The following is a 26,633-nucleotide window of genomic DNA, read 5'->3' on the forward strand; positions in this document are numbered from 1 at the left end:
AGCGAAGTGATGGGCGACGTGGAGGAAGTACAGAACGTGGCCGAGGGCGCTCCGGAGGTCGTGACTCCGGCTCAGGACGCGACCGGGCCGGCCGATCAGCCGGTCCAACCGCCGGACGCGGTGGCCGCGTTGGCCGAGGCGATCCGTACCGTCGGCACCGCCGCGCCCAGCGCGGAGGCCCTGGACGCGCAGCGCGAGCAGGCGCTGCGCGACACCGCCGGGGTGCTCACCGCCGGTGGTGCGCCCGCCGAGTTCGCCACCGCCGCGGTGGCCCTGCTCGGTGACGGCGCGGCCGGCGCGCTCCGCGAGGACCCGTGGGCCGTGCTCGCCCTGCCCGGCGTCCGGCCCGACCAGGCGGACGGCTTCGCCCGCGGCCTGCTCGGCGCCGAGGCCGGCCCCGGCGACCCGCGGCGGGCGCAGGCGCTGGTGCCGTGGCTGCTGGAGCAGGCCGCGCTGCGCGGGCACTCCGCCCAGGAGATCGGCGAGGTCGCGACCGGGCTGGAGAAGCTCGGGCTGCCGGACGCGGCCGCCGCGCTCCAGGAGGTCGTGGTGGACGGCCGGGTGATGGCCTTTCAGGAGGAGCTCCCCGGTCACCGCCCCTCGGAGGACGAGGAGGACGAGCCCCCGATGCGGACGCTGCTCGCGCTCGAACGCCTGGCGCTGGCGGAGGAGAGCCTCGCGGACGGCCTGGTCCGGGTGATGTCCACCTTCGTGCCGGGCACGGACGAGGAGAGCTCCGAGCGGGACGACGCCGAGGAGAGCTCCGAGCAAGACGACGCCGCCGAGGACGGGAGCGAGGGCGGCACCGACCCGGTCGACCACCCGCCGGTCCAGCCAGGTCCGGCCGCCTGGGAGGCGGCCGCCGTCGCCGCGCCGTCCTCGTCCGCCACCGCGCTGATCCGGGCGGTGGCCGAGAGCGCCGTGGTGCTGCACACCGGCGGCGAGGCCGCCCGGGCGGAGCCCGCCGCACTGCTCGCCGCCGCCCGCGCCCTCGGGCTGCGCGCCTGGGCCGCGACCTGGACGGCCGAGGGCCGGGACGGCCTCCGGGCCGCCGCCGACGCGTCCGAAGTGGCCGTCCTGGCCGACCTGCTGGCCGGTGCCGCCGCTCCGGCGGGCCCGGGCCGGGCCCCCGACGGCACCCTGGCACTCGACCTGCTGATCGTGCTGGACGCCCCGCTGCTCGACGTCGAGCTCGCCGCCACCCTGCTGGAGTCGCTGGCCGACGGCACCCGCCTGGTGCTCAGCGGCGACCCGGGGCAGCTCTGGTCGGCCGGCGCCGGCCGGTTCTTCGCCGACCTGCTGGCCGCCAAGGTCTGCCCCGCCGTCGCCTCCCGGACGCCCGACTTCGGCCCGATCGGCGAGCTGGTCTCCGGCATCGGCGTCGGCGAGCTGCAGCCGGTCGAGTCGCCGGACAAGGAGGTGGTGATCCTCACCGCCAAGGACGGCGCCGAGGCGGTGCACCGCGCGGTGCAGCTGCTCACTGACTCCATCCCGCGCGCGCTCGGCATCCCGTCCGAGCAGGTGGTGCTGCTGACCCCCGGTCACGGCGGCGGCGCGGGCACCCGGGCGCTGAACGCGGCGGCCAAGGCCAGACTGAACCCCGGCCCCGGCCGGTTCGGCGGCTTCGACCCGGGCGACCGGGTGGTGCACTCCCCCGCCCCCGGGGTGACCCGGCTCGGCCGGGTGCTGGACGGCGACGCCGCCGGGCTGCACCTGGAGCTGACCGACGGCTCCCGGCTCACCCTCTCCCCCGCCCAGGCCGCCGGCCTGCGGCACGGCTGGGCGCTGACCGGCCACCAGGCGGTCGGCCGGCGCTGGCCCGGTGTGGTCGCCGTGTTGCCGGAGGACGCGGCCGCCGGGCTGACCAGGCAGTGGGTCTACACCGCCTTCGGCCGGGCCGAGCGCCACCTGTCCGTGGTGCACGCGGCGGGCCAGGCCCTGCCGCAGGCGGTCGCCGAGCGCACCGCGCAGCCGCGCACCACCCGGCTCCGGGCCATTCTCGCGGAGCAGGCCGAGCAGGCGTACTGAGCCGGCGTACGAGCAGACCGCGCGCAAGCGAGCGGGGGCGGGGCCACTGTGGCCCCGCCCCCGCTCGCGTCGCGCCGGTCGGCTACTCCTCGTCGAGCCCGTCCAGGTCGTCGTCGTAGACCTCGCTGACGTCGAACCGGCAGATCAACAGCTGCGGGTCGGCCCCGTCGAACGGCTCCGCCAGCCACTCGCCCGGGTCGGCCGGCTCGGTGGCCGCCACCCAGAGCGTCGAGTCGCCCTCCTCCAGGCCGAACTCCTCGCAGCGGGCCGCGATCTCGTCCGGCTCGTACTCCCCGAACAGCACGCCGATCGCGGCGTTCACCGCGCCGCCCGCCGGGTCGCCGCCCGGGGTCAGCGTGTCGTCCACCCGCTCGGCCTGCTCGCGCAGCCGCTTCGGATCGGTCACCAGGTAGTCGCGGCGGATCAGCACGCTGATCGCCTCCGGCTGGTCCGGACCCGCGTACCCGCCCGCGCCCTCGTCGCCGGGCACCTCGAACGGGGTGACCTCGTCGTAGACCTCGTACAGGATCTGGTCGTAGGCGATGGCCGCCGCAGCGAGCTCCTCGTAGGCGCCGACCACGGCGGGATCATCCGCGGTGGTCGGACCGGAGACCGCTGCCAGGTGGCGGTCGATGGCGGACTTGACCGCCTCGGCGGCGGCCCGTACGTCGATGATGGAGTGCTGCGCGGCATCAGACATGGTGCTGACGCTATCTCCCCCCGGGCACAACATGCACAGGGGTTGTCGTCTACTTCCGGGAATTCACCGCAACTTCCGCCTGGATGTCCGGTCCGGACGGATCTGTACCGCGCCCGGACCGGTGCATCCGCGCCCCCGACCGGGCGCGTCGCGGCCACCGAGCCGGGGTATCTCGTCAGTGGTACCAAAACTGATTGACTGTCAGCCGCGCCCACCTCAGGCTCGGCAGACGCGGCAAGCGGGCCCGACGGTCCCGGCAAGCCCTGGTTGTCGCAGGCAGGTCGTACCCTTGCCTGCAAGCGTCCCGCAGGAGGAGAGTCTTGACCCCACCGAAGCTGGTTCGGCAGCCGGAGTACGAGTACCAGTCGCTGAGCATCCCGCGCGGCACCAGCCGCAACGCGGCCCGTCAGCTGCTCACCGAGCACGCCGAGTACGGGCACTGGGAGTTGGACAGGCTGAAACTCTTCCCGGACGGCCGTCGGACGGTCCGCCTGCGCCGCCGGATCATCCGGCAGGTCCGCAGCTGGTGAGCGGAGGGGGCGGGCCCGGCGGGCCCACCCCCTCCTCACGGTCGGGTGCTCCGGCTGCTCAGGGTGCTTCGGCTGCTCAGACGCCGACCCGGGAGCGGCGGTAGAGCACGCCGCCGCCGAGCAGCAGGGCCGCGCCGGCCACGGTGATCAGCTGAAGGCCCTCCGAGCCGGTCTGCGCCAGCTGCGCGCGGCTCGCCGCGGCGGGTGCCGCCTGGGCCGGGGCCGGCGGCGGGGTCTCGGTGTACGAGACGGGGCGGGCCCCGGTCGCCGGGGTGCCGATCTCGTCCGCACCGGGCAGGCCACCCCGGCCCGCGCCGTGGCCGGAGCCGGTGCCCTCGGTCACCGGCGGGGTGGTGCCGGGCGGCTGGGTGCTCGCGGGCGGCGGGCTGTGCGTGCCGGGGTGGCAGTCCTCGTCCTGGGCGGGCGGCGGCGGGGTGGCGACGTTGCCGCAGTCGTTGCCGAAGGCGGGGTTGCCGATGCCGACCACGTTGGCCGAGTTGCCGCAGGCGTTGATCGGCACCGAGACCGGGGCCTGGATGTTGTTGCCGGAGAGGACGCCCGGCGAGTTGGTGGCACTGCCGTGCGCGTCGGCCCCCCGGTGCTCGGAGCCCTTCCCCGGGCCCGGGCCGTTGGCGCAGTCGTTGCCCATCGCGGGGTTGAGCAGGCCGACCACACTCACCGTGTTGCCGCAGGCGTTGACGGGGATGTCCACCGGCGCCTGGATGTTGTTGCCGGACCCGACCCCGGGCGAGTTGGCGGCCACACCCTGCGCGTCCGAGCTCGCGTAGGCGTAGCCCGACGCCGAGGCCAGCACGCTGCCGGTGGCGACTGCGGTGAGGATGCCCCTCTTTGCGACCTGACGCATGTACTCCCCTGATGAGTTGTGATTGTCGGAATTCCTGACACGGTCTTCCCCGGTACACCGAACAACGAGCTGACGGGTTCACCGGTTGAGCCGAACGAGGGCTTTCACCCCATCGAGTGACGAGGCGGGAGCGGCCGCGCGCCGCCCCCGCACGGACGACGGACCCCCGGCTGCTGCCGGGGGTCCGTCGGTCTCACTCGCTCAGCGGTCGATCCGGCCGGGACGGCCGGTGACGGCTAGAAGTTGGCGCAGTTGTTGCCGAACGCCGGGTTCAGCAGGCCGATCACGCTGACGGTGTTGCCGCAGAGGTTGACCGGCACGTGCACCGGAACCTGGACGTTGTTACCGGACAGCACACCCGGCGAGTTGGTCGCGAAACCGTTCGCGGCCGCGCCACCGTGAGCGGCGGCGGCACCCGCACCCGCGAGCACCAGACCACCGGTGGCGGCGGCGATTGCGACGATCTTCTTGACCTTCATGGGTATTCCTCCTGGTCGATTCCTGTGTCCCACAGGCCGTCGTTCCGGCCTGCACATGGATGAACGACGCTGGGCCGAACGGGGTACGGAGTGGATCATCCAATCACCCGTAGCGGTGACAACTCGCACACACAGTCGCCCAGTTGACTACTGGAGGAATCCTTTCTGCACACGGCGTTTCGCCGTGCCGCTCGTCATTAGCTCCGACAAGCGGACGGCCCGCCTCCGGGGCATCCCCGGGGCGGGCCGTCCACCCTGGTCGGGGTTCAGCAGGCGTCGATGAACCGGTCCAGCACCCGCACGCCGAACTTCAGGCCGTCCACCGGCACCCGCTCGTCCACGCCGTGGAACATCCCGGCGAAGTCCAGCTCCGGCGGAAGCTGCAGCGGCGCGAAGCCGAAGCAGCGGATGCCCAGGTCCTGGAAGGACTTCGCGTCCGTGCCGCCGGACAGGCAGTACGGCACCGCCCGGGCGATCGGGTCCTCGGCCTGCAGCGCCGACTGCATCGCCTCCACCAGCGCACCGTCGAAGTCGGTCTCCAGTGCCTTGTCGTAGTGCAGGCTCTCCCGCTTCACCCGGGGCCCGAGCACGCTGTCCAGCTCGGTCAGGAACTCTTCCTCGTAGCCGGGCAGGAAGCGACCGTCCACGTGCGCGGTGGCCTGGCCGGGGATCACGTTCACCTTGTACCCGGCGCCGAGCATGGTCGGCTGGGCGGTGTTGCGCAGCGTGGTGCCGATCATCTTGGCGATGCCGCCGAGCACCCGGAGCGTCTCGTCCATGTCGTTCGGGTCGAGCTTCACGCCGATCGCGTCCGAGAGCTCGTTCAGGAACGCCTGCACGGTCTTGGTCACCCGCAGCGGGAAGCTGTGCCTCCCCAGCCGGGCCACCGCCTCGCACAGCTCGGTGATCGCGTTGTCGTCGTTCTCCATCGAGCCGTGGCCGGCCCGGCCCTCGACGGTGAGCCGCATCCAGTGCATGCCCTTCTGCGCCGTCTCCACCAGGTACAGCCGCACCTGGTCGTTGACGGTGAAGGAGAAGCCGCCGACCTCGCCGATCCCCTCGGTGACGCCCTCGAACAGCTCCGGATGCTGGTCCACCAGGTAGCGGGCACCGTAGGTGCCGCCCGCCTCCTCGTCCGCCACGAAGGCGAGCACCAGGTCGCGCGGGGGCTTCCGCCCGGTCCGCAGCCGGTCGCGGACGACCGCCAGCGTCATCGCGTCCATGTCCTTCATGTCCACCGCGCCACGGCCCCAGACGCAACCGTCCGCGATCTCGCCGGCGAACGGGTCGTACGTCCAGTCCGCCGCGTTGGCCGGCACCACGTCGGTGTGGCCGTGGATCAGCAGCCCTGGCCGCGAACGGTCCTCGCCCTCGATCCGCACCACGGTCGAGGCCCGGCCCTTGGCCGACTCGTAGATCTTCGGCTCGAGCCCGAACTCGGCCAGCTGCTCGGCGACGTACTCCGCCGCCTTCCGCTCCCCCGGACCCGAACCGTCACCGTAGTTACTGGTGTCGATCCGGATCAGGTCCCGACAGATCTCGGCGACCTCCGACTCAGCCGTCACCTTCGACTCGCTCACGGTCACTCCTCGTCGTCTCGCCCACCCGGCGCACCTCCACGCCACTCCGGCACCCAACGCCGGAGCCCTGCGGGCACCGTCCCGCCATCCTCCCCCAGGACCCGCCCCGCCCCAAGGCCATTCCCCCGGATCCAAGCCGCAGGGCCACTGCCAGGGACGGTTTTGGGTCCTGGTGCCGTTCCTTGCTACAGTTACACATGTCGACGCGGGCAACAGGCCGCGAAGACGACACCCGGTCCGGGTGGCGGAATGGCAGACGCGCTAGCTTGAGGTGCTAGTGCCCTTTATCGGGCGTGGGGGTTCAAGTCCCCCCTCGGACACCAGCTCAGACCCCACTTCACGTGGGGTTTTTTGCTTTTCCAGCTGTGGCGTGACCAACCACGTGACCCACAGGCGAGCGATTCCCTTGTCAGACCAGGGAAGACAGCCCCATACGCCGCGCACTGCCAGCGGCCGACTTCTGAGAAGGACGTGCCGTGACTCGATCCTCTCAAATGATCGAGTCCCTACCGACCCCGGAACGGTTCAATGCCACGAGGGAGAACACCCACCGCTGAGCCGCTTCCGTGAGCTTGGCCCGTTGGGGCAACGGGTCCGCTGCCGTGCGACTCGACCAGAACGCGTGAATGGTCCGGACGAAGATCGCCAGCCGCTCCGGGTCGGCCTCGCGGTAAGCCGGGACGTGCCGAGCCACATAGTCGGCCTGCTCCGGCGAATGCCCGGCGGCGATCAACCGGGGCACCAACAGGGCAGCGTCCGTCCACTCCGGCCCCGGACAGGACAGCGCCCAGTCGAGAATCCGGACACCGGACCGGTCACCAGAAGATTGAACTCCCCAGCATCGGTGTGGGCCGGCGTCCGGCCATCAAGGGCACCCTCACCACCTGGCGGCACGAACCGGGCCAGCCGGTCACTGAGCGGCTTCTTACTGATCTCGATCGGCCACGGGTGCCCGGACGCGACAGTCAGGGCGTAGACCAGCGGGCGAAGATCCTGAGAGCCGGTGGCAAAGCTGGGGGGCCTGCCCGCGAGCGCGCCGTACCCGTAGAGAGACCAACCGCCACCCTCGGCCTGCCAGAGTAACGCCGGAGCCAACGGAGCTACAGCCGTCACCCGGGCCTCATGCCGGTGAACCCATGCGGTAGGGCTGTCGGTCGGGACGGCCTTCACGAACACCGAACCGTGCCGGGTGTCCAGCATGCCGGCGAAGGCGGACATGACGCCGGTCTCCGCGCTCCGGGCGCTGAGCACCTGCCCCGTGTGACGCTCCACCGCTTCCCGTGCCTCGGTGGGAAGTTGAGCCCATTCGGTGCGCTGATACGACACTGCCTGTTCCTTTGTCTGAACGGGGTGAGCCGGAGCCCCCGGCGGGCGCTCCGGCCATCTTGCTAGGTCAGCCCTTGTGACCCGTGAACGGGCTGTCGGAACAGTTGGCGTGGCACTGCGAGCAGTTCGCCAACTCGATCTCCGGCCAGAAGTCCGGTTCGAGCAGGAACCCCAACTCCGCGATGGCGTCGATGGCTCGGGCCCGCAGCACCTTCCCGCCGCCGTGCTCCTCCGGGTCGAGGTAACCCGGCTTGTGATGCACCATCTTGCCGAAGCTGGCCGTGCACCAATCCAGGTACGCCTCGGTGTTGAGCACGAACGCGTGCCAGTAGTCGTCCACCTCCGGCGACGGGCTCAGCGGCCGGCCACTGGTGGCGCAGGCGGTCAGGAACGCCGCCATCTGACCGACCCCCAGTTCCGCGCGCTTCTCGTCCACCTCCGGTGCTGGGCCCGGATGGTCGTGATGATCAGCGCGCGAACCTCCGGGAGGATGAGGTTTCGCGGGTCCGTACCCGCCGACACGGGCGTGATGGCGTCGCACATGTGTGTACCTCCGTGCGGCACCAATTCGGCCTGCTGGCACGCCGGATCGCCGACGGCACCTTCGACCCCGCCCGGCCGCGCCGCCGCACCGCTGACGGGGCGGCACCGGCACCGGCGAGGTCGAGGCGTCAATCCGGACGCGCACCCGTCGTATGCATCGCGTACGGCGCACCGGTAAACGCCGACCGCTCCCGTGAACCCCATGGAGTGGAAGTTCAATGGTGGACCATACCTGGGGCGCCCCGGTGGAGTTGACTCCGCTTGTGAGCTTATCCGCAATCGCCTTGGCGATCTCGTCCGTCGTCGTGTCAATTCTCGCCCTGGTCCTCATGGTGCGGTACGTCCCGGAGCGCTGGCGCGAAGGGTCCGCGCTGAAGGACGGCGTCGAACACTTCTCGGCCCTCAACAGGACGTTGTTCAGCTTCATTCTGGCCCTCTCGATCGTCTCCGCCGGTGCGAGCCTGAGCAAGGCCGGCGACGAGGTCAGCAACGAGGGTTCAAGCCTGGTGAACCTCTACTGGGCGACGCGCCCGCTGCCGGAGACGCCACGCACGGAGGTCCGTGAACTGGCGCGGGAGTACACCGTCACGGTGATCGACGACGAGTGGCCCGTGATGGCGAAGGGCCGATCCAGCCCTCGGGCCCAGCAGTTGTACGACGAGCTGCGGCGGAAGCTGCAGGACACGGCGGGTGAGTCCAAGCAGGAGCAGACCTTCGCGCGGGACTCGCTGCTGGCGCTCAGGGAAGTGGGCGACGCCCGGCGCGCGCGCATGCTGGCCGTCTCCCAGGAGGTTCCGAACTACCTCTGGATCGGGCTGATCCTGTCCGCGGTACTGCTGGTGGCCACCGCCGCGCTCCAGATCCAGGAGCTGACCTGGCCGGGGATCGTCGGCATCGGCGGGCTGGCACTGCTGTTGGTGGGCGTGCTGACCCTGTTGTCAGCGATGAACCACCCCTTCGGCGGGGGGATCCACGTGGAGCCCGATGCCTTGCGGTTCGCGCTCGATCGATTCTCCGTCATCTGACCTCGGGTCACTTCCGAGACCAGGCGGCGGCGGCGCCGGGGCTGGGCGACGGTGGGCTACTGGAGCAGGAAGCCGGCCGGGAACGGGTCTTCGGGGTCCAGGAAGAACTGGGCGGTGCCGGTCAGCCAAGCCCGGCCGGTGACGGCGGGGACGATCGCGGGACGGCCGGCCACCGTGGTCCGCTCCAGGACGGTGGCGGTGAAGCGGCTGCCGATGAAGGACTCGTTCACCAGGGTGTCGCCGACCGTCAGCTCGCCCCGGGCGTGCAGTTGGGCGAGTCGGGCGCTGGTGCCGGTGCCGCAGGGCGAGCGGTCGAACCAGCCGGGGTGGATCGCCATCGCGTGCCGGGAGTGCCGGGCGGTGGAGCCGGGGGCCAGGAACTGGACGTGCTGGCAGCCCGCGATCTCGGGGAACTCCGGGTGCACCGGGCGGAGTTGCTCGTTGACCGCGTCCATGATCGCCGCGCCCGTGCTCAGGATCCGGGCTCCCTCGCTCCGCTCGAAGGGCAGGCCCACCCGGTCGATCGGGAGGATCGCGTAGAAGTTGCCACCGTAGGCCAGGTCCAGTCGGAGCGGGCCGTGGCCGGGCACCTCGACCACCGCGTCCAACCGGTCCACGAAGGACGGCACGTTGCGCAGGGTCACGCTGCGCGCCCGGCCGTCCGCGACCTCGACGTCCGCCTCCACCAGGCCGGCCGGGGTGTCCAGGCGAATCAGCGTCCGGGGCTCGGTGACCGTGACCATGCCGGTCTCGACCAGCACCGTCGCCACTCCGATGGTGCCGTGACCGCACATCGGCAGACAGCCGGAGACCTCGATGAAGAGCACGCCCCAGTCCGCGTCCGGCCGCGTCGGCGGTTGCAGGATCGCCCCGCTCATCGCGGAGTGCCCACGCGGCTCGTACATCAGCAGGGTGCGCAGGTGGTCGAGGTGCGCCAGGAAGTGGCGGCGGCGTTCGGCCATGGTGGCGCCGGGGATCGGGGGGACGCCACCCGTCACCACCCGGGTGGGCATGCCCTCGGTGTGGGACTCGACGGTGTGCAGGACGAGTCGGCTGTGCATGGGGTCTCCGGTACTGGGTCGGTCCGCGAAGCCGCCCGGACGGCGGGTGCGGTCAGCGGTAGGCGCGGGCCTGGAGTTCGTACAGTTCGCGGTACGGGCCGTCCTGGGCCATCAACTCGGCGTGGCCGCCGCACTCGCGGACGGAGCCGTGCTCCAGCACCACGATCAGTTCGGCCTGCCGGACCGTCGAGAAGCGGTGCGAGGTGAAGAGCACCACGGCGCCGTGCTCCCGGGCGGCCGCCCCCGCCGTACGGTCGAAGCGGTTGAAGAGCGCGTGCTCGGCCGCCGCGTCGAGGGCGGCGGCGGGTTCGTCCAGCACCAGCAGCAGCGGGTCGCGACGGATCAGGCAGCGCGCCAGGCCGAGCAACTGCCACTGCCCGCCGGAGAGTTCGGCCCCGTCGCCGTAGCCCCGGCCGAGCAGCCCGGCCAGGCCGTCCGGGACGGAGGCGAGCACCGGCTCGGCACCGGCCGCCGCGAGGGCGACCCGCACCGGCGCGTCCTCGTCGATGGTGTCGACGGCGCCGACCCCGACGCTCTCCCGGAGCAGCAGCTCCAGCCGGGCGAAGTCCTGGAACAGCGGGGCGACCTTGGCGCTCCACGCGGCCGGGGTGAGGTCGCGCAGATCGGTGCCGTCCACCAGGATGCGGCCCTCGGTCGGCCGGTAGAGGCCGCAGAGCAGCTTGACCAGGGTGCTCTTCCCCGCGCCGTTCTCCCCCACCAGGGCGACGGTGGCACCCGCCGGGATCAGCAGGTCGACGCAGCTCAGGGCCGGCCGGTCGCTGCCGGGGTAGCGGAAGCCGACGTTCTCCAGCCGGATGCCCTGCTGGAGCCGGGCGGGCGCCGCGCCGACCGGGCGGCCGGGCACCGGAGCCGCTGCGGCGGCGGGCTCACCGTGTTCGGCGCGGGACCACCGGCGCAGCTGGTCCAGCCGTTCGGCCGTCCGCCCCGCGCCCTGCACCACGCCGAACTGGCTGACCGCACTGGAGACCTGTACGGCCACCTGCACGGCGAGGGCGATCACCAGCACCACGTCCCCGACCCCGGAGGCACCGGCGGCGGCCCGGGCGACCACCAGCAGGACGGCGCCACCGTAGGCCGCGGCGAAGCAGAGCTGGCCGAGCGCGCGCAGGCCGGCCGCCTTGGCCTCGGCCCGGGTCAGCACTCCGGAGGCCGCCTGCCAGGTGGCGGTGTACTGCCGGATCAGCTCGGGGCCGCCACCGAGCAGACGCAACTCCGTCACCGACCGGGCGGTGGTGGCCAGGCCCAGCAAGTGGTGACCGAACCGGGTGCGCTCGGCCGTCGCCTCGCGGGCGGCCTCGGACAGTTCCTGGGCGCGGCGGCCCAGCCACACCGGCGCGACGGCGGCCAGCGGCAGCAGCGCCAGCCAGGGGCTGACCGAGCCGAGCAGCACGGTGGTGAGCACGGCCTGCACGGCCAGGCCGAGGAACTGGAGCAACGCCTCCAGCGCGGCCCGGACCCGGCCCAGCTCGTTGCGGACCATGGTCACCGTGTCGGCGAACAGCGGCCGGTCGGCGTGGGCCAGGCCGGGCACGCCGTTGGAGACCTCGGCCAGCTCGCGGTGGAGCCGGCTCTCCACCTCCTCGCCGACCTCGAAGTAGGAGAGGTGGGCGAAGTGACCGAGCATCAGCTCGGCCAGCAGCAGCGCGGCAGCGACTGCGGCGGCAACGGTCGCGGCGCCGTCGTGACCGGCCAGCGCCTCGTCGGTCAGTCGGCGCAGGGCCAGCGCGATGCCGGGGGTGGCGAGGTGGCCGAGCAGCAGCAGGCCGGCCGCGACCGCCAGGCGGCGTCCGCCGCGCCGGAGGGCCAACCCGCCCAGACGGCGGGCGGCGAGCAGGACCAGGCTCATCGGGCGGACTCCAGGGTCGGCTGCGCGGCGCCGTCGGGCTCGGTGTCGTCGGACGCGGCGCCATCGGGCTCGGTGTCGTCGGACGCGGCACCGTCCGGCTCGGTGTCGTCGGACGCGGCACCGTCCGGCTCGGTGTCGTCGGACGCGGCGCCGTCCGGCTCGGTGTCGTCGGACGCGGCGCCGTCCGGCTCGGTGTCGTCGGACGCGGCGCCATCGGGCGCGGCGCCGCCGCCTCCGGTGGGGCCGAAGCGGGCCGCCTGGAGGTGGAAGAGCCGGGCGTAGGTGCCGTCCAGGGCGAGCAACTCCTCGTGGGTACCGCGTTCGGACACCCGGCCGCCGTCCAGCACCACGATGTGGTCCGCCCGGCGCACGGTGGAGAAGCGGTGCGAGATGACGACGGTGGTCAGGCCCTCGGTGAGGGTGAGGAAGCGGTCGAAGAACTCGCTCTCGGCCCGGACGTCGAGCTGCGCGGTGGGCTCGTCCAGCACCAGCACCCGCGCGCCCGCCTCGACCGCGTAGAACGCCCGGGCCAGCGCGATGCGTTGCCACTGACCACCGGAGAGGTCCTGTCCGCCCTGGTAGCGCTGGGAGAGCACGGTGTCCAGGCCGTCCGGGAGGCTGTCGATCAGGCCTCTGGCGTCCGCCCGGTCGATCGCCGCCGCCAGGGCGGAGTCGGGCAGCCGGTCGGCCCGGCCGGGTGCGCCCATCAGGATGTTCTGCCGGACCGTCGACTCGTAGCGGATGTAGTCCTGGAAGGTCACCGCCAGCCGGCTCTGCCAGCCCTGGACGTCCAGGGTGCGCAGGTCACGGCCGTCGACGGTGAGCCGTCCCTCGGTCGGTTCGTACAGCCCGGTGAGCAGCTTGATCAGGGTGGTCTTGCCGGCCCCGTTGACGCCGACCACGGCGGTGGACCGGCCGACCGGGAGGTCGAGTTGGAGGCCGTCGAGCACCGGGCGCTCGCCGTGCGGGTAGCGGAAGCCGACCTGCTCGAAGCGGATCACCTCGGCCGGCTCGGCGGCCGGAGCGACCGGCCCGGCGTCGGCTGCCGTGGTGGCTCCGGTGTGCCGTTCGAAGTCGCGCAGGGCGTGGAACGCCTGGAGGCCGAACTGGGTCTGGGCGTCACTGTCCGGGAAGTACACCCCGAAGCGCATCGGCACCAGGACCGTCTGCATCGCCAACACCGCTCCGAACAGCCCGAGTCCGCCGTCCAGCGTCTGCCGGACCAGGGTCAGCAAGAGCACCGTCGCCCCCGCCAGACCGACCGCGGTGAACCAGAGGAACGGGGCGAACAGCAGCCGTCGGCGCCCCTGCCAGAGCAGGCGCAGATACCGGTCGCTCTCGGTGTCGTGCCGCTCGGCCAGCCAGTCGAAGGCCGAGAGGACGCGCAGCTCCTTGGCGGCCGACGGGCCCGACCCGAGGGTGCGCAGGTAGGCCAACTCCCTTCGGCGGTTGCCGAGTTCGCGCCAGAGGTCGGCGAACCGGCCGAGCGAGCCGCGCTGTCCGAACCGGATCACCAGTGCGGTGACCCCGGCGACCAGGGCCGGCAGCGGACCGAGGAGCACCCCCAACAGGACCACCGATCCGACCAGTTGGCCGTACCGGGAGACCAGCGCCAGCGTCCCGGCGACGGCGTCGCCCGGGGTCAGCGTGGACCGCTGGAAGGCCTCCCGGGCGTCCCCGAGCAACGCGAGTGCCGCCGTCTCCTCCAGCGCCGCCAGCTCGACCCCGCCCAGCGCGGCGGACATCATCCGACCCGCGCAGTGGACGTCCACCCGCCGGGCGATCAGCACCCCCAGCCACTGCTGGAAGGGTGCCGACACCTGCTGGAGCACCAACGCCGCGACGCCGAGCCCGAACGGGCCGAGCAGGGCGGTCAGGTCCCCACCCGGCTCGCCGAGCACGGCCGGCACCCGGGAGATCATCTCGGCCATCCCGACTGCGAAGCCCAACGGCAGCAGCCCGAGGACCAGATTGAACAGCACCGCCACGGCGACGGTCCCCCGGCCGGCCACCGGCATCAGCCGCAGGATCGGCAGCCACTGGCCGGCCCGGCGCGCGAGGAAGGCACGCCAGGGCGGGACGGTCGAGTCGGGCACGACGAGCCTTTCGTGGGGACGGAGCGATCCGCTCGGAGGCGAGCGATCGACCCGGGGAACGGGCGCTCGACCCGGGAGGCAGGGCCCGCCCGAGGGTCGCCGATGGGTACCCGAGGGGCACCGAGCCCGGAACGCTAGCAGCGGCCCGAAGTCGATGTCCATACCGATCCGGCGCGCCGGGTCGAACCCGTCCGGTGGGCCGGTGCGGCGTCATCTCCTGCTGTTCGAACGCCGGTTGAAGGATCTCCCGCAGTGTTCTAGGTTTTCGCCGCCGCCCACCCAACCCCCGACCGACCATCTCAGGAGGTCCCGCGTGACCACCCCGGCCGAGGGCCCGTCCCCGGCGCGGATCATCGCTCCGCTGCTCCGGATCCCCGACTCCCACCGGGTCTTCCGGCTGCCGCTCGCCGCCCTGGAGAAGGGCTACGGGATGACGCCGCCGATCGTCGACGAGCTGATCGCCGCCGGGCTCCGGTACCGGCCGACGGCCGACGGCCCGCTCTTCGACGAGGACGACGTCGCCTCGGTCTCGCTCTACCTGCGGCTCCCCTCCGCGCGGCGCGGGGTGATGACCTTCTGGCTCCGCGCGCTGCGCCGGTTCGCCTCGGCCGACGCCCCGCCCGCCCATCGGGTGGAGGTCACCGTCGGCTGCCCCGACCCCGGCCATCCGGGGCCCTGCCGGTACACCGTCGACCTCGGCGGGGAGCGGCCGGGCGACACCTTCGAGGCCGCACCGGGCGCACCTGCGGTGCTGACCGCACTGACCACCCGGGCGGTCGGTCGCCCCCGCGAACTCCCGCCTGTGCTGCGTGAGTTGGCGGACTCCTTCGCCGACGTCGACTACTACCTGCTGCCCGGTGGCTCCGCCGCCGAACCGGGGCTGATGCAACGCACCGGCATCGGTGACTGCATCCTGATGGCGCACGCGATCGTGGCCGAGGCCAGGACGCGCGGCATCGAGGCCCGGCTGGCCGGCGGTCTGATCGTGGCCGTCCCGTTCTCCTCCACCCACACCTGGGCGGAGTGCCGGGTCGACGGCGAGTGGCTCCCGGTCGACCCGCTGCTGCCCAAGGCGCTCGCGGCCTGGGGCGTGCCCGGCGCGGAGCAGTGGCCGACGACGCTGGCTCCGGTCGGGCTGTTCCACCGGCTCGGCGGGGCGCCGCTGCGGCCGGTCACCCATCTCGGCACCGACTGCGGCTCCTCGCTGCGCACCCGGGAGGCGGAGGCGGCATGAGCCAGCTGCACCACCTGCTCGCCCGGCGGGCGGCGGCCACCCCGCAGGCGCCCGCCCTGGCCGACGCCGACGGCCACTACGACTACCACCGGCTCCGCTCGGCGGCCGAGGCGGTGGCCGCGCTCCTGGCCCGGCACGGAGTGACGCCGGGCGACCGGGTCCTGCTGCACGGGCCCAACTCCTTCGCGCTCGCCGCGGCGGTCTACGGCTGCTCCCGGGCCGGCGCGGTGCTGGTGCCGCTGCACCCCGGCCTGCGTCCGCCCCAACTGGCGCACATCGTCCAGGACTGCGCCCCGGTGCTCGCCCTGGTCGACCCGGCGCTGGCCGAGCTCCACCGGGACTCCGGCCTGCCGACCCTCCCGCTGGCCGTCCCGCCGGACCGGTCTGACCTGCCCGTCCCGCCGGAGCCGCCGGACGACCCCGGCCGTCCGGCCGCGCTGATCTACACCTCCGGCAGCACCGGCGCCCCCAAGGCAGTGGTCTCGCCGCACGCCGCCCTGCTGTTCGCCGTCCGCGCCATCGCCGACCGGCTCGGCTACCGGGCCGACGACACGGTGTTCTGCGCGCTGCCGTTCTCCTTCGACTACGGGCTCTACCAGCTGTTCCTGTCGACCCTGGCGGGTGCGCGGCTGGTCCTGCCGCCCGCCGCGACCGGGCCGCGCCTGCTCCGGGCGGTCACCGACAGCGGCGCCACCGTCCTGCCGCTGATGCCCACGATGGCCGCCGCCCTGGTCCAGCTGGTCACCCGGGCCGGCACCGCGCCGGCCCGGGTCCGCCTGGTGACCAGCACCGGAGCCGCCTTCACCGAGCCGCTCGTCGAGGCGGTCCGCCGGGCGCTGCCGGAGGCCGGTCTCGCCCTGATGTACGGCCTGACCGAGTGCAAGCGGGTCTCCATCCTGCTGCCCACGGAGCTGGCCGCCCGGCCGGGCTCGGTGGGCCGCCCGCTGGCCGGCACCGACTGCGTCGTACTGGACGCGGACGGACGGGAGGTGGAGCCCGGCACGGAGGGTCAGATCGTGGTCCGGGGACCACATCTGATGGCGGGTTACTGGGGTGCCCCCGAGCTGACCGCCGACCGGTTCCCGGTCCGACCGGACGGCACGACGGAGCTGCGCACCGGCGACTACGGGTGGCTGGACCCGGACGGCTACCTCCACGTGACCGGCCGCCGGGACGACATCTACAAGCAGAACGGCTTCCGGGTCGGTGGGACCGAGGTCGAACGGGCCGCGCTCGCCGTCCACGGTGTCGCCCAGGCGGCCGTGCTCCCGCCCTCGGCAGACCGGCCCGCCGCGCTCTTCCTGGTGACCGACCGGACGCTGCCCGAGTTCCTCGCCGAGCTGGCGGGGCGGCTGGAGCAGTACAAGGTGCCGCCGGTGGTCCGCATCCTGCCCGAGCTGCCGCTCACCGCGCACGGCAAGGTGGACCGCCTGCGGCTGGCCGACTCCTGCTAGATCGACGAACTCCGGGTGTTCAAACCCGGATTGCCGCTGTTCCGAGCCGAAGCTAAGATCACTGCCGGTCGTGACTGGCGAGAGTGGAGCACCACAAGGGAGCGGCCTTCCCTCCGGAGCCGACGCCGTCCGCCTGGGCGTCTTCCCCCGTTGTCCCCATCATCCCGAGGAGACCGGCGTGGACATGCGCTACGGAATCAACCCCCAGCAGGCGACGGCGCGGGCCGTCCCGGTGGACCCGGACCGGGTGCCGCTGCGCCTGTTGCAGGGGCAGCCCTCCTACATCAACCTGCTGGACGCCCTGAACTCCTGGCAGTTGGTGCGGGAGGCCGAGCGGACCCTGGGCCGGCCGGCCGCCGCCTCCTTCAAGCACGTCTCCCCGGCCGGCGCCGCGCTGGCCGGCCCGGTGGACGAGGCGACCGCCCGGCTGTACGACGTGGACGCCGCCGCCGTGGGCGAGTTGACCAGCGCCTACCTGCGCGCCCGGGACGCCGACCCGAAGTCCTCGTACGGCGACTTCGTGGCCGTCTCGCACGAGGTGGACCTGGAACTGGCCGAGCTGCTGGTCAGGGTGGTCTCGGACGGGATCGTCGCCCCGAGCTACGCGCCCGGTGTGCTGGAGGTCCTGGCGAAGAAGAAGAACGGCCGCTTCCTGGTGATGGCGGCGGACCCGGAGTTCGAGCCGCCGGAGCAGGAGTCCCGCGATGTCTTCGGCCTGCGGCTGACCCAGCAGCGGGACCGGCTCGCGCTCACCCCCGACCTGCTGGCCGACGTCCAGGTGGGCGCGCTGCCCGAGCAGGCCAGGACCGACCTGCTGCTCGGCCTCGCGGTGCTGCGGTTCACCCAGTCCAACTCGGTCTGCTACGTCCGCGACGGCCAGACCCTGGGCATCGGGGCGGGCCAGCAGTCGCGGGTGGACTGCACCCGGCTGGCCGGCGCCAAGGTGGACACCTGGTGGCTGCGCCGCCACCCGCTGGTCCAGGGCCTCAGGTTCCGGCCCGAGATCCGTCGGCAGGACCGGGTGAACTGGCAGATCCGGCTGGTCGAGGGCGACCTGACCGAGGACGAGCGGGCCCGGTTCCGCCAGGCGGTCGAGGCCGATCCCGGCACCCTGTCCCCGGCCGAACGGGCCGACTGGCTCGACCGGCTCACCGGGGTCTCCTTCGTCTCGGACGGCTGCCTGCCGTTCCGCGACAACGTCGACCACGCCCACCGGCACGGCGTCACCAGCATCGCCGAGCCGGGCGGGTCGATCCGCTCCGACGAGGTCGAGGCCGCCTGCCGGGAGCTCGGCATCGCGCTCGCCTGGACGGGACTGCGCCTGTTCCACCACTGACCCCCACCAGTACGCCCTGACGGCCGGAGCGCCGCGCACCACTCGTGCGCGGCGCTCCGGCCGTTCGGCTGTCCGGACCGGCCCTCGGGCGCTGTTCAAGTTCAGTACGCACAAAGGCAGTTGAACGAACATCAGGCGCTGGACGTGAACGCGCCGGGCTCACTACCTTGATCGACGGGCTGTGGCCGTGGTCCGAACGAGACCGGCCGCTCCCCGGCACCCCGCAGGTCCGCCGACGCACCGCGCCGGGGTCGCCCCCAGAGTCCGCCACCCCGTGGCTCGTACCGTCCGCGCACCGCCGCCCGTCCCGTACCGGCGGCCGGCCGCGCCTGCCCGCGTCCGTAGCCGAAACCTCCCGGAGGAAGCCATGACCAGCACGCCCGCCACCGAACCGACCTCCCCGGCCGTCCCGGCCGGCTGGGAGCTGCGGGACAACGCCCTGGTACGGGGCTTCGAGCCGCGGACCTTCCCCGAACTCCTCGCCACGGTCGGCCGGGTGGAGCAGATCGCGGAGGCCGCCAACCACCACCCCGACATCGAGATCCGCTGGCGTCCCCCGGTCCGCACCCCGCAGGACGACCCGGCCGTGAAGCTGCCCGCGGTGCTCTCGCTGACCTTCCGGTGCAACACCCACACGCTGGGCTCGGTCACCGAGGCGGACGCGGCGCTGGCGGCGTCCATCGAGACCGCGCTCGTCCCCGCCGGCTGACCGTCCGGCCGGCCTCCGACACCCGACACCCGCCCGTCGACAGGGAGTTCGCACCATGTCCGCAGGAACCACCACCGTCGGCCCCCTGGAGATCCACTGGGGCAGCCGCACCTACATCCTGGCCGTCATCAACGCCACGCCCGACTCCTTCAGCGGTGACGGCGTCTACGCCACCCCGTCCGCCGACGCCGCAGCGGTCCGGCTGGCCGCCTCGGCGCTGGCCGACGGCGCCGACGTGGTCGACATCGGCGGCGTACCCACCTTCCCCGGCGCCGCGCCGGTGCCGTGGGAGGAGGAGCGCGAGCGGGTCACCCCGATCGTCCGGGCCGTCAGCGGCGAGGTGCCGGTCGCGATCTCGGTCGACACCTGCCAGGCCAGGGTCGCCGAGGCCGCCCTGGACGCCGGCGCCCACATGATCAACAGCTGCTGGGGCCTGCGCACCACGGACGGCGGCTGGAACGCCGACCTCGCCAAGGTGGTGGCCGAGCGCGAGGTCCCGCTGGTGCTCACCCACAACCGCAGGTCGGTCTCGGTCACCGGCGCCAACGGCGGCTACTGGCTCGACCCCGGCTACCAGGACGTGCTGGCCGAGGTGCTGGCCGACCTGCGGGCCCAGCTGGAGTACGCCCAGGAGCAGGGCATCGCCGCCGACCGGCTGATCGCCGACTTCGGCCTCGGCATGGGCAAGACGCCCGCGCAGAACCTGGTGCTCTTCGAGAACCTCGCCACGATGCGCGAACTCGGCGCGCCGGCCCTGCTGTCGCACTCCCGGAAGAACTTCATCGGCGAGGTGGTCGGCGGCACGCCGGCCGAGCGCGACGGCGCCACGGTGGCCCTCACCGGGCTCGGCATCGCCGCCGGGATCGACATGCTGCGCATCCACAACGTGGCGCTCAACAAGCAGGCGTCGCTGATGTGCGACCGGCTGCTGCGGCCCCGGCCGGCCGGCGCCTGACGCCGCCCGCTCCCCCGCCACCCACCAGTCCCCTCCCGGGCCAGCAGGCCCGCCACCCCGAGAAGGACCCATGCCTGTCGCTGCCACCGCCGGCCCGACGGCCTTTCCGGCCGCCCCCGGGCACCACATCCACGTCGCCCGCACGGGCTCCGCCCCCGACCTGGCGATGGCCGAGGAGGCCGCCCAGCGGTTCCTGGTCGCCCTCGGTGTGCCGACCGACTCGGAGAGCCTGCGCGACACCCCGCGCCGGATGGCCAAGGCGTACGCCGAGCTGTTCTCGCCGCGCCCGTTCGACCTCACCACCTTCCCTAACGACGAGGGCTACGACGAGCTGGTGCTGGCCCGCCGCATCCCGCTCCGCTCGGTGTGCGAGCACCACCTGCTGCCCTTCGTCGGGGTGGCCCACGTCGGCTACCTGCCCCAGGACCGGATCCTCGGCCTCTCCAAACTGGCCCGGGTGGTCGAGCACTTCGCCTCCCGCCCGCAGGTCCAGGAGCGGCTGACCAAGCAGATCGCCGACTGGCTGGAGACCCGTCTCGCCCCCAAGGGCGTCGGCGTCGTCATCGAGGCCGAACACACCTGCATGACGCTGCGCGGGGTCCGGGCCGGCGGCTCCGACACGGTGACCTCCACCCTGCTCGGCACCCTGCGCAACGACCCGCGCTCCCGCCAGGAGTTCCTGGCCCTGACCCAGTCCTGACCCAGTCCTGACCGGTCGTCCGGCCGACCCGGCCACGGCCACCCATCCACCCGGCCCGACGGCGCGCGACCGCCGCCCGGCCCACCACGAGGGGTCCACCAGCATGACCACCGCACTGGACTACACGAGCATGTTCCGGTTGGACGGCCGCCGGGCGGTCGTCCTGGGTGCCGGCAGCGGCATCGGCCGGGAGGCCGCCCAGGCACTGGCGGCCCAGGGCGCGGAGGTGATCTGCGCCGACCTGGACCTCACCTCGGCGGCCCGGACCGCCGAGAAGTGCGACCCGGCCGCCACCGCCCTGGAGCTGGACGTGCTGGACCGCCGGGCGCTGGCCGAGGCGGCCGAGCAACTCGGTGCCGTGGACGTGCTGGTGCTCACCGCCGGCACCCACGTGCGCAAGCGGCTGCTCGACTACTCCGGCGAGGAGTTCGACCGGGTCGTGGGGCTGAACCTGCGCGGCGCCTTCGACGTCATCCGGGCCTTCGGCGGCCCGATGGCGGCCCGCGGCCGGGGCAGCATCATCGGCTTCTCCTCGATGCGCGCGGTGACCCTCGAACCCGGCCAGGGCGTCTACTCGGCCAGCAAGGCCGGGGTGACCCAGCTGCTGCGCGCGGCGGCCACCGAGTTCGGGCCGAGCGGCGTACGGGTCAACGCGATCGCCCCCGGCATCGTGGAGACCCCGCTCACCGCCCAGATCATGGCCGAGCCGGACTGGTACCGGGCGTACGCGGAGAAGAGCGTGCTCAACCGCTGGGCCCGCCCGGAGGAGCTGGCCGGCGCGGTGGTCTACCTCGCCTCGGACGCCGCCAGCTTCGTCACCGGCGCGGTGCTCGCCGTCGACGGCGGCTGGACCGTCGCCGACGGCCGGTTCGAGCCGCCCGCCACCTGACCGCCCGACAGCTGACCGGCCGTCACCCGGGCGTCCCCGGACCCGGGTCCGGGGACGAGGAGAACGCGAGGAGAACCCATGGACGACGCCCAGGGCGCGCAGAGCGCCGAACCCGAGACCGATCCGGCCACCGTGCTGGTGCCGCTGCTGCGCGAGCACGCCGCCACGACCGAGCGGCGCCGGCGCCTGGCGCCCGAGGTGGTGGAGGCGCTGGCGGCCGAGGGCCTGTTCGGCCTGGCCGTCCCCGCCCGCCACGGCGGCCGGCAGGCCGGTCTGCCGGCCCAGGTGCGCACCCTGGCCGAACTGGCCCGGGGCTGCGCCGCCACCTCCTGGACGATGTCCATCTACCTCACCGGCTCCTGGCTGACCGGGCTCTTCCCCGAGCGCACGGCCGCCGAGGTGTTCGCCGACCCGACGGCCCGGGTCGGCGTCAGCCTCAGCCCGACCGGTGTGCTCTCGGACGGGCCCGGCGGCCTCCGGCTGACCGGCCGCTGGGGGTACAACACCGGGGTGCCGGACGCCCACTGGGACATCCTGGGGGCGTTCCGGCCGACCGTCGACGGCGGCCGCGAACACGTCCTGGTCCTGGTGCCGACCGCCGCGCTGACCGTCCACGACGACTGGTACGCCTCGGGTCTGCAGGGCACCGGCAGCAACACCGTGGAGTGCGCGGAGCTGACCGTGCCGGCCGAGCGGGTGCTGCCGTTCCCGACCGGCACCGCACTGCCCGGCGGCGACCCGCGGGCGGCGCCCGAGCTGCCCAGGTACGAGGTGTTCCCGCTGTTCTCGACCCTCAACGTCGGGACACCGCTGGGCATCGCCCGCGCGGCCGCCGAGTTCCTGGTGGCACGGGCACCGGGGCGGCCGATCACCTTCAGCCCGTACCCGGACCAGAGCCTGGCCCCGCTCACCCACCGTCAGGTCGGCGAGGTCGACCTGACCCTGCGGCTGGCCGGGCTGCTGGCCGACGACCTGGCGGCCCGCACCGAACGCCTGGGCGTCGCGCACCTGTCGCACTCGCTCGCCGAGCGCGCCACCGCCCGGGCCTCCGCCGCCTACGTCGCCAAGCTCTGCCGCGAGGCCGTCGACCTGGTCAGCTCGGCCTGCGGCGCCTCCTCCGTCCGCGCCGACGTTCCGGTCCAGCGGATGCGGCGCGACATCCAGGCGCTCTGCCTGCACGCGGCGCTCAACCCGGACACCGCGCTGGAGCTGCAGGGGCAGGTCGCCCTCGGGCTGGTCCCGCAGAGCAACTTCCTCTGACGCAACTTCCCCTGAGCAGCCGCCCGTTCACCTTCCATCCCGCCCAGGAGGCGACGTTGACACTCCCCACCCAGGCGAGCAGCACGGTTCAGGATGCCGCCGACCGCTACCGCACCGACGGCTGGTGCACGGCGCCGTTCACCTTCGACCAGGAGTCCGTGGCGACACTGCGCGGCCGGATCACCGAACTCGGCCGGCAGGACCGGCCCGAGGTCGTCCACGAGAAGGGCAGCGGCACCACCCGCGCCGTCCACGGCTGCCACAACTGGGACGAGCTGTGCGCCGCGCTGGTCCGCCTGCCGGAGCTGGTCGGCCTGGCCGAGACGCTGCTCGGCGGACCGGTCTACGTCTACCAGTTCAAGGTCAACTTCAAGCAGCCGTACGAGGGCGCCGCCTGGCCCTGGCACCAGGACTACGCGTTCTGGCGCGAGGAGGACGGCATGCCCCGGCCCGACGCGGTCAACATCGCCGTCGCGCTGGACGAGGCCCACCGGGACAACGGCCCGCTGACCGTCGTCCCCGGATCGCACCGGCTCGGCCTGCTCGACCTGCCCGACCGGGCCCGGCGCTCCGGCGACTGGCGTGACCACGTCTCCGCCGACCTCGCCTACACCGTCACCTCCGAGCGGGCCGCCCGGCTGGCCGCCGAGCACGGCACCGAGCTGGTGATCGGCCCGGCCGGCGTGGTGCACGCCTTCCACCCGAGCATCGTGCACTCCTCCACCGACAACCTCTCGCCGGACCGCCGGGCCCTGCTGCTGATCACCTACAACGCGGTCGCCAACGCCCCGGCCGCACCGACCCGGCCGGAGTTCCTGGTGGCCCGCGACACCACCGCGCTGCGACCGGCCGCGGATCCGCGACTGACGGTGCGCGGCCCGCGGGTGACGGCATGACCGCGGCCGCGCTGCCGACCCGGGTCGCACTGCTGCGCCGGCACGGCGCGACGGTGCCCGACCACGTGGTGCTGGAGACGGTGGACGGGCCCCGGCTGAGCTACGGCGCCTGGGACTCCCGCTCGGACGCGCTGGCCCGCCTGCTCGCCGAGCGCGGGGTGCGGCCGGGCGGCCGGGTGGTGCTGGTCTTCGGCGAGGAGCAGTGGGTCGCGTTCGCCTGCTGGCACGCGGCGGTGCTCAAGGCCGGCGCCACCGTGCTGCCGGTGTCGACCCGGTTCACGGCCGCCGAGGTGGCGCAGCTGGTCGAGGCGGTCCGGCCCTCGCACGTGGTCGCCGCCGAGCGGCCCGCCGTGCTGCCCGGCGGCGCCCGCTGGCTGGACGCCGCCGAGCGGCCGGCCGCCGTCGGACCGGCCCCGGCCGAGGTGGCGCCCCCGGAGACGGCCGAGCTGGTCTGCACCTCGGGTACCACCGGACACTCCAAGATCATCGCCTGCTCGGAGGCCAACCTGCTGGCACCGCTGGCGGTCGACGCGGAGTCCGGTCTGGTGGTGCCCGCCGAGCCCGAGCGGTCGCTGCACTCCACGGTGATCGGCACCGCCGGCGGGCAGCGCATCCTCACCGGCGCCTACACCGGTGGCGGCAGCAGCTACCTCGGGCTGACCGATCCGTCCCCGCGCCGGCTGCTGGCGGCCGTCGCCCGGCACCGCCCCGACCGGATCGGCCTGGTGCCCGCCTCGGCGGCCGCCCTGGTCGAGTCGGGCGCGGCCGGGTACGACCTGAGCAGCGTGCGGGTGGTGACCGTCTCCACCGCGGCCGCCACGCCCGGCCTGCTGACGGCCCTTCAGCGGATCTTCCCGGCGGCCCGGATCGTCCGGATGTACGGAGCCACCGAGATCCTGCCGGCCGGGGCGGCGATCGTCTTCGACCCGGAGCGGCCCGAGGCCACCGGGGCACCGCTCGGCCGGACCCTGATCTCGGTGCGCGACGAGGACTTCGCCGAACTGCCGCCCGGCCGCACCGGCCGGGTCTGGCTCCGGTACGCCGGGGCGGAGCCGCGTCGGCTCTGGGTCTCGCCGGACGACGTCCGGCCGATCGACCGCGAGGGCTGGCTCTGGGCGGGCGACCTCGGCTCGGTCGACGCCGACGGGCTGCTGAGCATCGAGGGCCGGGCGGACGACGTGCTCAACGTCGCCGGGCTGCGGGTCTCGCCCGGCGAGGTCGAGGCGGTGCTCGCCGGGCACCCGGCGGTGGCCGACGTCGCCGTGTACGGGGAGCCGGCCGGCCCGGCGGGCGACCGGGTCACCGCGGCGGTGGTGGCCCGCCACCCGGTGGACCCCGCCGAACTGCGCCGGTACGCCGCCGAGCGGCTGGCCCGGCACAAGGTCCCCTCGGCGATCGGCTTCGTCACGGAGCTGCCGCGCGGGGCCACCGGCAAGGTGCGCCGGCACCTGCTGGCCGGACCGGGGCCGGCACCCGAGCGGGCACCCCGGCCGGCCGGGCCGCCCGCCGTGGACGGACCGGCCCTGCTGGCCGCGCTCTGGGCCGAGCACACCGCCGACGGTCCGGACGCCGACCCCTCGGCGAGCTTCTTCGACCTCGGCGGCACCTCGGCGGGGGCGATGCTGATGCTGGCCAGGCTGGAGGCGGTCCTCGCGGTCGAACTGCCCGCCGACGCCCTGTACACCCACCCCACCCTGGCCGAGTTCGCCGGGCTGGTGACCGCACGCACCGGCGGCGCCGTGCCGCCGGCGGGAGGAGACGACCCGTCATGACCACCCTCGACGTGAGCCCGCAGGACCTCTACGACGCCGTGCTGGCCTCCTCGCGGCCCCGGCACTGGGACGAGGAGTTCGACCTCGCCCGGGTCCGCCGGCTGATGGCCGTGCTGGGCGACCCGCACCGCGGCCTGCCCGTGGTCCACGTCGGCGGCACGGCCGGCAAGGGCTCCACCGCGCGCATGATCGCCGAGATGCTGCGGGCCGGCGGCTACCGGGTGGGGCTCTCCACCAAGCCGCACCTGCGCAGCCTGACCGAGCGCTTCCTGGTCGACGGCCGGGCCATCGGCCCGGACGAACTGCTGGCGCGGGCAAGGCAGTTGGGCGGTCTGGTGGACGGCATCGGGGCGACCTGGTTCGAGTCGGTCTCGGCCCTCGCCCTGCGGTACTTCGCCGACTCCGCCGTGGACGTCGCGGTGGTCGAGGTCGGCATGGGCGGCACCACCGATGCGACCAACGTGGTCGAGCCGCTGGTCAGCGTGGTGACCAACGTCGGCGACGACCACGTGTCCATGCTCGGTGGCAGCCTCCGCACGGTGGCCGGCCACAAGGCGGGCATCATCAAGCCCGGCGTGCCCGCGGTCAGCGGGGTGACCCGGCCCGATCTGGCCGAGGTGATCCGGGCCCGGGCCGCCGCGACCGGCGCCCCGCTGCTGGAACTGGACCGCGACTTCGTGGCGGAGGTGGACGCGGTCACCGCCGAGGGCACCTCCTGGCGCCTCTCCGGCCCCGCCGGGGAGCGTGCGGGTCTGCGGCTGCGCGCCCGGGGCCGGCACCAGGTGCGCAACGCCGCGCTCGCGGTGACCGCGGTGGAGGCGCTGGCCGCGCGCGGTCTGCCGGTGGCCGAGTCGGTCTGGCGGGCCGCGCTGGCCGAAGTGACCGTCCCCGGACGTCTGGAGACCGTCCGTCAGGGGCCCGAGGTGGTGCTCGACGGGGCGCACTGCCCGCCCAAGCTGGAGGCGCTGGCCCAAGCGCTCGGCGAGCTGTACCCGGGCCGGCGGCGGATCGGTGTGCTCGCGCTGGCACCCGGCCGGGACGGCGAGAACTCCCTCGGGCTGGTGGCCGACAGCTTCGACGTGGTGGTGGCCACCGGCTACCAGGCGCACACCGAGTTCGGCGCGATCGCCGGCCGCCCCACCGAGGAGATCGCCGAGGTGCTCGGCCGGCTCCGCCCCGGCCTGCCGGTCCATCAGGTCGCGGAGCCCTGGGACGCCTACCTGCTGGCCCTCTCGCTGGCCGGGGAGTCCGACCTGATCTGCGTCACCGGGTCCTTCAACCTGGTCGCCGCGGTGCGCAACCGGCTGCCGGTCGACTGAGCCGGCACC

23 protein-coding genes, 1 tRNA gene and 1 riboswitch are annotated in these 26,633 nt (G+C 73.8%); of the genes, 15 read left to right on the forward strand and 9 right to left on the reverse strand.

Annotated features, from left to right (window positions below; genetic code table 11):
* The first annotated feature begins 9 nt into the window (after window positions 1-9).
* The gene (locus ACIRPK_RS02785; RefSeq protein ID WP_403031931.1) at window positions 10-2,028 is read left to right on the forward strand and encodes an ATP-binding domain-containing protein; all 2,019 of its coding nucleotides are present in this window, start codon (window positions 10-12) and stop codon (window positions 2,026-2,028) included.
* An 82-nt stretch (window positions 2,029-2,110) separates the two neighbouring features.
* Here the strand turns inward: ACIRPK_RS02785 and ACIRPK_RS02790 are convergent, their stop codons facing one another.
* On the reverse strand, window positions 2,111-2,728 hold the full coding sequence (locus ACIRPK_RS02790) for a hypothetical protein (protein WP_403031934.1): 618 nt from the start codon (window positions 2,726-2,728) through the stop codon (window positions 2,111-2,113).
* 320 nt (window positions 2,729-3,048) lie between these two features.
* On the opposite strand from ACIRPK_RS02790, the gene ACIRPK_RS02795 reads away from it, so the two are divergent.
* On the forward strand, window positions 3,049-3,258 hold the full coding sequence (locus tag ACIRPK_RS02795; protein WP_403031937.1) for a DUF5703 family protein: 210 nt from the start codon (window positions 3,049-3,051) through the stop codon (window positions 3,256-3,258).
* A 76-nt stretch (window positions 3,259-3,334) separates the two neighbouring features.
* Here ACIRPK_RS02795 and ACIRPK_RS02800 read toward each other — a convergent pair whose 3' ends face one another.
* The 3 genes from ACIRPK_RS02800 to ACIRPK_RS02810 form a co-directional block, all read right to left on the reverse strand.
* The gene (locus ACIRPK_RS02800) at window positions 3,335-4,123 is read right to left on the reverse strand and encodes a chaplin (RefSeq protein ID WP_403031940.1); all 789 of its coding nucleotides are present in this window, start codon (window positions 4,121-4,123) and stop codon (window positions 3,335-3,337) included.
* Window positions 4,124-4,359: 236 nt separating this feature from the next.
* Entirely contained in the window at window positions 4,360-4,602 is a 243-nt protein-coding gene (locus ACIRPK_RS02805) for a chaplin (RefSeq protein WP_403031942.1), read from the reverse strand.
* A gap of 266 nt (window positions 4,603-4,868) precedes the next feature.
* Window positions 4,869-6,182: a M20/M25/M40 family metallo-hydrolase gene (locus ACIRPK_RS02810; protein WP_403031945.1), complete on the reverse strand. Its 1,314-nt coding sequence runs from the start codon at window positions 6,180-6,182 to the stop codon at window positions 4,869-4,871.
* Window positions 6,183-6,417: 235 nt separating this feature from the next.
* Here ACIRPK_RS02810 and ACIRPK_RS02815 point away from each other — a divergent pair.
* Window positions 6,418-6,505 (forward strand) — tRNA-Leu (locus tag ACIRPK_RS02815).
* Between the two features lie 406 nt (window positions 6,506-6,911).
* Here the strand turns inward: ACIRPK_RS02815 and ACIRPK_RS02820 are convergent.
* A complete protein-coding gene (locus ACIRPK_RS02820) occupies window positions 6,912-7,508 on the reverse strand; it encodes a hypothetical protein (RefSeq protein ID WP_403031948.1) in 597 nt (198 codons plus the stop codon).
* Window positions 7,509-7,575: 67 nt separating this feature from the next.
* Complete coding sequence (locus ACIRPK_RS02825; RefSeq protein ID WP_403031951.1) at window positions 7,576-7,944, reverse strand: hypothetical protein; 369 nt, start codon at window positions 7,942-7,944, stop codon at window positions 7,576-7,578.
* Between the two features lie 325 nt (window positions 7,945-8,269).
* On the opposite strand from ACIRPK_RS02825, the gene ACIRPK_RS02830 reads away from it, so the two are divergent.
* Window positions 8,270-9,076 carry a hypothetical protein gene (locus ACIRPK_RS02830; RefSeq protein ID WP_403031953.1) on the forward strand — a complete coding sequence of 269 codons (807 nt, stop codon included), beginning with the start codon at window positions 8,270-8,272 and terminating at the stop codon, window positions 9,074-9,076.
* Between the two features lie 56 nt (window positions 9,077-9,132).
* Here ACIRPK_RS02830 and ACIRPK_RS02835 read toward each other — a convergent pair whose 3' ends face one another.
* From ACIRPK_RS02835 to ACIRPK_RS02845, 3 genes are read right to left on the reverse strand one after another with little or no spacing between them, the layout of a single operon-like run.
* Entirely contained in the window at window positions 9,133-10,137 is a 1,005-nt protein-coding gene (locus ACIRPK_RS02835; protein WP_403031956.1) for a proline racemase family protein, read from the reverse strand.
* Between the two features lie 52 nt (window positions 10,138-10,189).
* Window positions 10,190-12,004: an ATP-binding cassette domain-containing protein gene (locus ACIRPK_RS02840; protein WP_403031958.1), complete on the reverse strand. Its 1,815-nt coding sequence runs from the start codon at window positions 12,002-12,004 to the stop codon at window positions 10,190-10,192.
* Window positions 12,001-14,100, reverse strand: a complete 2,100-nt coding sequence (locus ACIRPK_RS02845) for an ATP-binding cassette domain-containing protein (protein ID WP_403031961.1) — start codon at window positions 14,098-14,100, stop codon at window positions 12,001-12,003. Before ACIRPK_RS02845 ends, ACIRPK_RS02840 begins: the two co-directional genes overlap by 4 nt.
* A 313-nt stretch (window positions 14,101-14,413) precedes the next feature.
* Between ACIRPK_RS02845 and ACIRPK_RS02850 the strand changes: the two genes are divergently transcribed.
* The 11 genes from ACIRPK_RS02850 (at window position 14,414) to ACIRPK_RS02900 (ending at window position 26,624) form a co-directional block, all read left to right on the forward strand.
* Entirely contained in the window at window positions 14,414-15,334 is a 921-nt protein-coding gene (locus tag ACIRPK_RS02850) for a transglutaminase domain-containing protein (protein ID WP_403031963.1), read from the forward strand.
* A complete protein-coding gene (locus tag ACIRPK_RS02855) occupies window positions 15,331-16,788 on the forward strand; it encodes a class I adenylate-forming enzyme family protein (RefSeq protein WP_403031966.1) in 1,458 nt (485 codons plus the stop codon). The genes ACIRPK_RS02850 and ACIRPK_RS02855 overlap by 4 nt, the downstream gene beginning before the upstream one ends.
* Window positions 16,789-16,848: 60 nt before the next feature.
* Window positions 16,849-16,934: riboswitch (ZMP/ZTP riboswitch) on the forward strand.
* Window positions 16,935-16,972: 38 nt separating this feature from the next.
* Window positions 16,973-18,124, forward strand: coding sequence for a phosphoribosylaminoimidazolecarboxamide formyltransferase (locus ACIRPK_RS02860; RefSeq protein WP_403032730.1), 1,152 nt, complete (start codon window positions 16,973-16,975; stop codon window positions 18,122-18,124).
* 367 nt (window positions 18,125-18,491) lie between these two features.
* A complete protein-coding gene (locus ACIRPK_RS02865; RefSeq protein WP_403031969.1) occupies window positions 18,492-18,833 on the forward strand; it encodes a 4a-hydroxytetrahydrobiopterin dehydratase in 342 nt (113 codons plus the stop codon).
* A 55-nt stretch (window positions 18,834-18,888) separates the two neighbouring features.
* The gene (folP, locus tag ACIRPK_RS02870; RefSeq protein ID WP_403031972.1) at window positions 18,889-19,788 is read left to right on the forward strand and encodes a dihydropteroate synthase; all 900 of its coding nucleotides are present in this window, start codon (window positions 18,889-18,891) and stop codon (window positions 19,786-19,788) included.
* A gap of 166 nt (window positions 19,789-19,954) precedes the next feature.
* Window positions 19,955-20,488, forward strand: coding sequence for a GTP cyclohydrolase I FolE (folE, locus tag ACIRPK_RS02875; RefSeq protein WP_403032733.1), 534 nt, complete (start codon window positions 19,955-19,957; stop codon window positions 20,486-20,488).
* A gap of 103 nt (window positions 20,489-20,591) precedes the next feature.
* Window positions 20,592-21,377, forward strand: coding sequence for an SDR family NAD(P)-dependent oxidoreductase (locus ACIRPK_RS02880; protein WP_403031974.1), 786 nt, complete (start codon window positions 20,592-20,594; stop codon window positions 21,375-21,377).
* Between the two features lie 78 nt (window positions 21,378-21,455).
* Window positions 21,456-22,637 carry an acyl-CoA dehydrogenase family protein gene (locus ACIRPK_RS02885; RefSeq protein WP_403031977.1) on the forward strand — a complete coding sequence of 394 codons (1,182 nt, stop codon included), beginning with the start codon at window positions 21,456-21,458 and terminating at the stop codon, window positions 22,635-22,637.
* Between the two features lie 56 nt (window positions 22,638-22,693).
* Complete coding sequence (locus ACIRPK_RS02890) at window positions 22,694-23,533, forward strand: phytanoyl-CoA dioxygenase family protein (RefSeq protein WP_403031980.1); 840 nt, start codon at window positions 22,694-22,696, stop codon at window positions 23,531-23,533.
* The gene (locus ACIRPK_RS02895) at window positions 23,530-25,305 is read left to right on the forward strand and encodes an AMP-binding protein (RefSeq protein ID WP_403031983.1); all 1,776 of its coding nucleotides are present in this window, start codon (window positions 23,530-23,532) and stop codon (window positions 25,303-25,305) included. The genes ACIRPK_RS02890 and ACIRPK_RS02895 overlap by 4 nt, the downstream gene beginning before the upstream one ends.
* The gene (locus tag ACIRPK_RS02900; RefSeq protein WP_403031986.1) at window positions 25,302-26,624 is read left to right on the forward strand and encodes a bifunctional folylpolyglutamate synthase/dihydrofolate synthase; all 1,323 of its coding nucleotides are present in this window, start codon (window positions 25,302-25,304) and stop codon (window positions 26,622-26,624) included. The genes ACIRPK_RS02895 and ACIRPK_RS02900 overlap by 4 nt, the downstream gene beginning before the upstream one ends.
* Window positions 26,625-26,633 lie beyond the last annotated feature (9 nt).

The organism is Kitasatospora sp. NPDC101801, from assembly GCF_044766665.1.
Classification (GTDB): Bacteria; Actinomycetota; Actinomycetes; order Streptomycetales; family Streptomycetaceae; genus Kitasatospora.

Coding starts and splice junctions, on each gene's coding strand:
- ACIRPK_RS02840 (WP_403031958.1), bottom strand. CDS start 12,004: ATGAGCCTGGTCCTGCTCGCCGCCCGCCGTCTGGGCGGGTTGGCCCTC.
- ACIRPK_RS02880 (WP_403031974.1), top strand. CDS start 20,592: ATGACCACCGCACTGGACTACACGAGCATGTTCCGGTTGGACGGCCGC.
- ACIRPK_RS02790 (WP_403031934.1), bottom strand. CDS start 2,728: ATGTCTGATGCCGCGCAGCACTCCATCATCGACGTACGGGCCGCCGCC.
- ACIRPK_RS02805 (WP_403031942.1), bottom strand. CDS start 4,602: ATGAAGGTCAAGAAGATCGTCGCAATCGCCGCCGCCACCGGTGGTCTG.
- ACIRPK_RS02895 (WP_403031983.1), top strand. CDS start 23,530: ATGACCGCGGCCGCGCTGCCGACCCGGGTCGCACTGCTGCGCCGGCAC.
- folP (WP_403031972.1), top strand. CDS start 18,889: ATGTCCGCAGGAACCACCACCGTCGGCCCCCTGGAGATCCACTGGGGC.
- ACIRPK_RS02885 (WP_403031977.1), top strand. CDS start 21,456: ATGGACGACGCCCAGGGCGCGCAGAGCGCCGAACCCGAGACCGATCCG.
- ACIRPK_RS02865 (WP_403031969.1), top strand. CDS start 18,492: ATGACCAGCACGCCCGCCACCGAACCGACCTCCCCGGCCGTCCCGGCC.
- ACIRPK_RS02855 (WP_403031966.1), top strand. CDS start 15,331: ATGAGCCAGCTGCACCACCTGCTCGCCCGGCGGGCGGCGGCCACCCCG.
- ACIRPK_RS02800 (WP_403031940.1), bottom strand. CDS start 4,123: ATGCGTCAGGTCGCAAAGAGGGGCATCCTCACCGCAGTCGCCACCGGC.
- ACIRPK_RS02835 (WP_403031956.1), bottom strand. CDS start 10,137: ATGCACAGCCGACTCGTCCTGCACACCGTCGAGTCCCACACCGAGGGC.
- ACIRPK_RS02860 (WP_403032730.1), top strand. CDS start 16,973: ATGCGCTACGGAATCAACCCCCAGCAGGCGACGGCGCGGGCCGTCCCG.
- ACIRPK_RS02785 (WP_403031931.1), top strand. CDS start 10: ATGGGCGACGTGGAGGAAGTACAGAACGTGGCCGAGGGCGCTCCGGAG.
- ACIRPK_RS02830 (WP_403031953.1), top strand. CDS start 8,270: ATGGTGGACCATACCTGGGGCGCCCCGGTGGAGTTGACTCCGCTTGTG.
- folE (WP_403032733.1), top strand. CDS start 19,955: ATGGCCGAGGAGGCCGCCCAGCGGTTCCTGGTCGCCCTCGGTGTGCCG.
- ACIRPK_RS02900 (WP_403031986.1), top strand. CDS start 25,302: ATGACCACCCTCGACGTGAGCCCGCAGGACCTCTACGACGCCGTGCTG.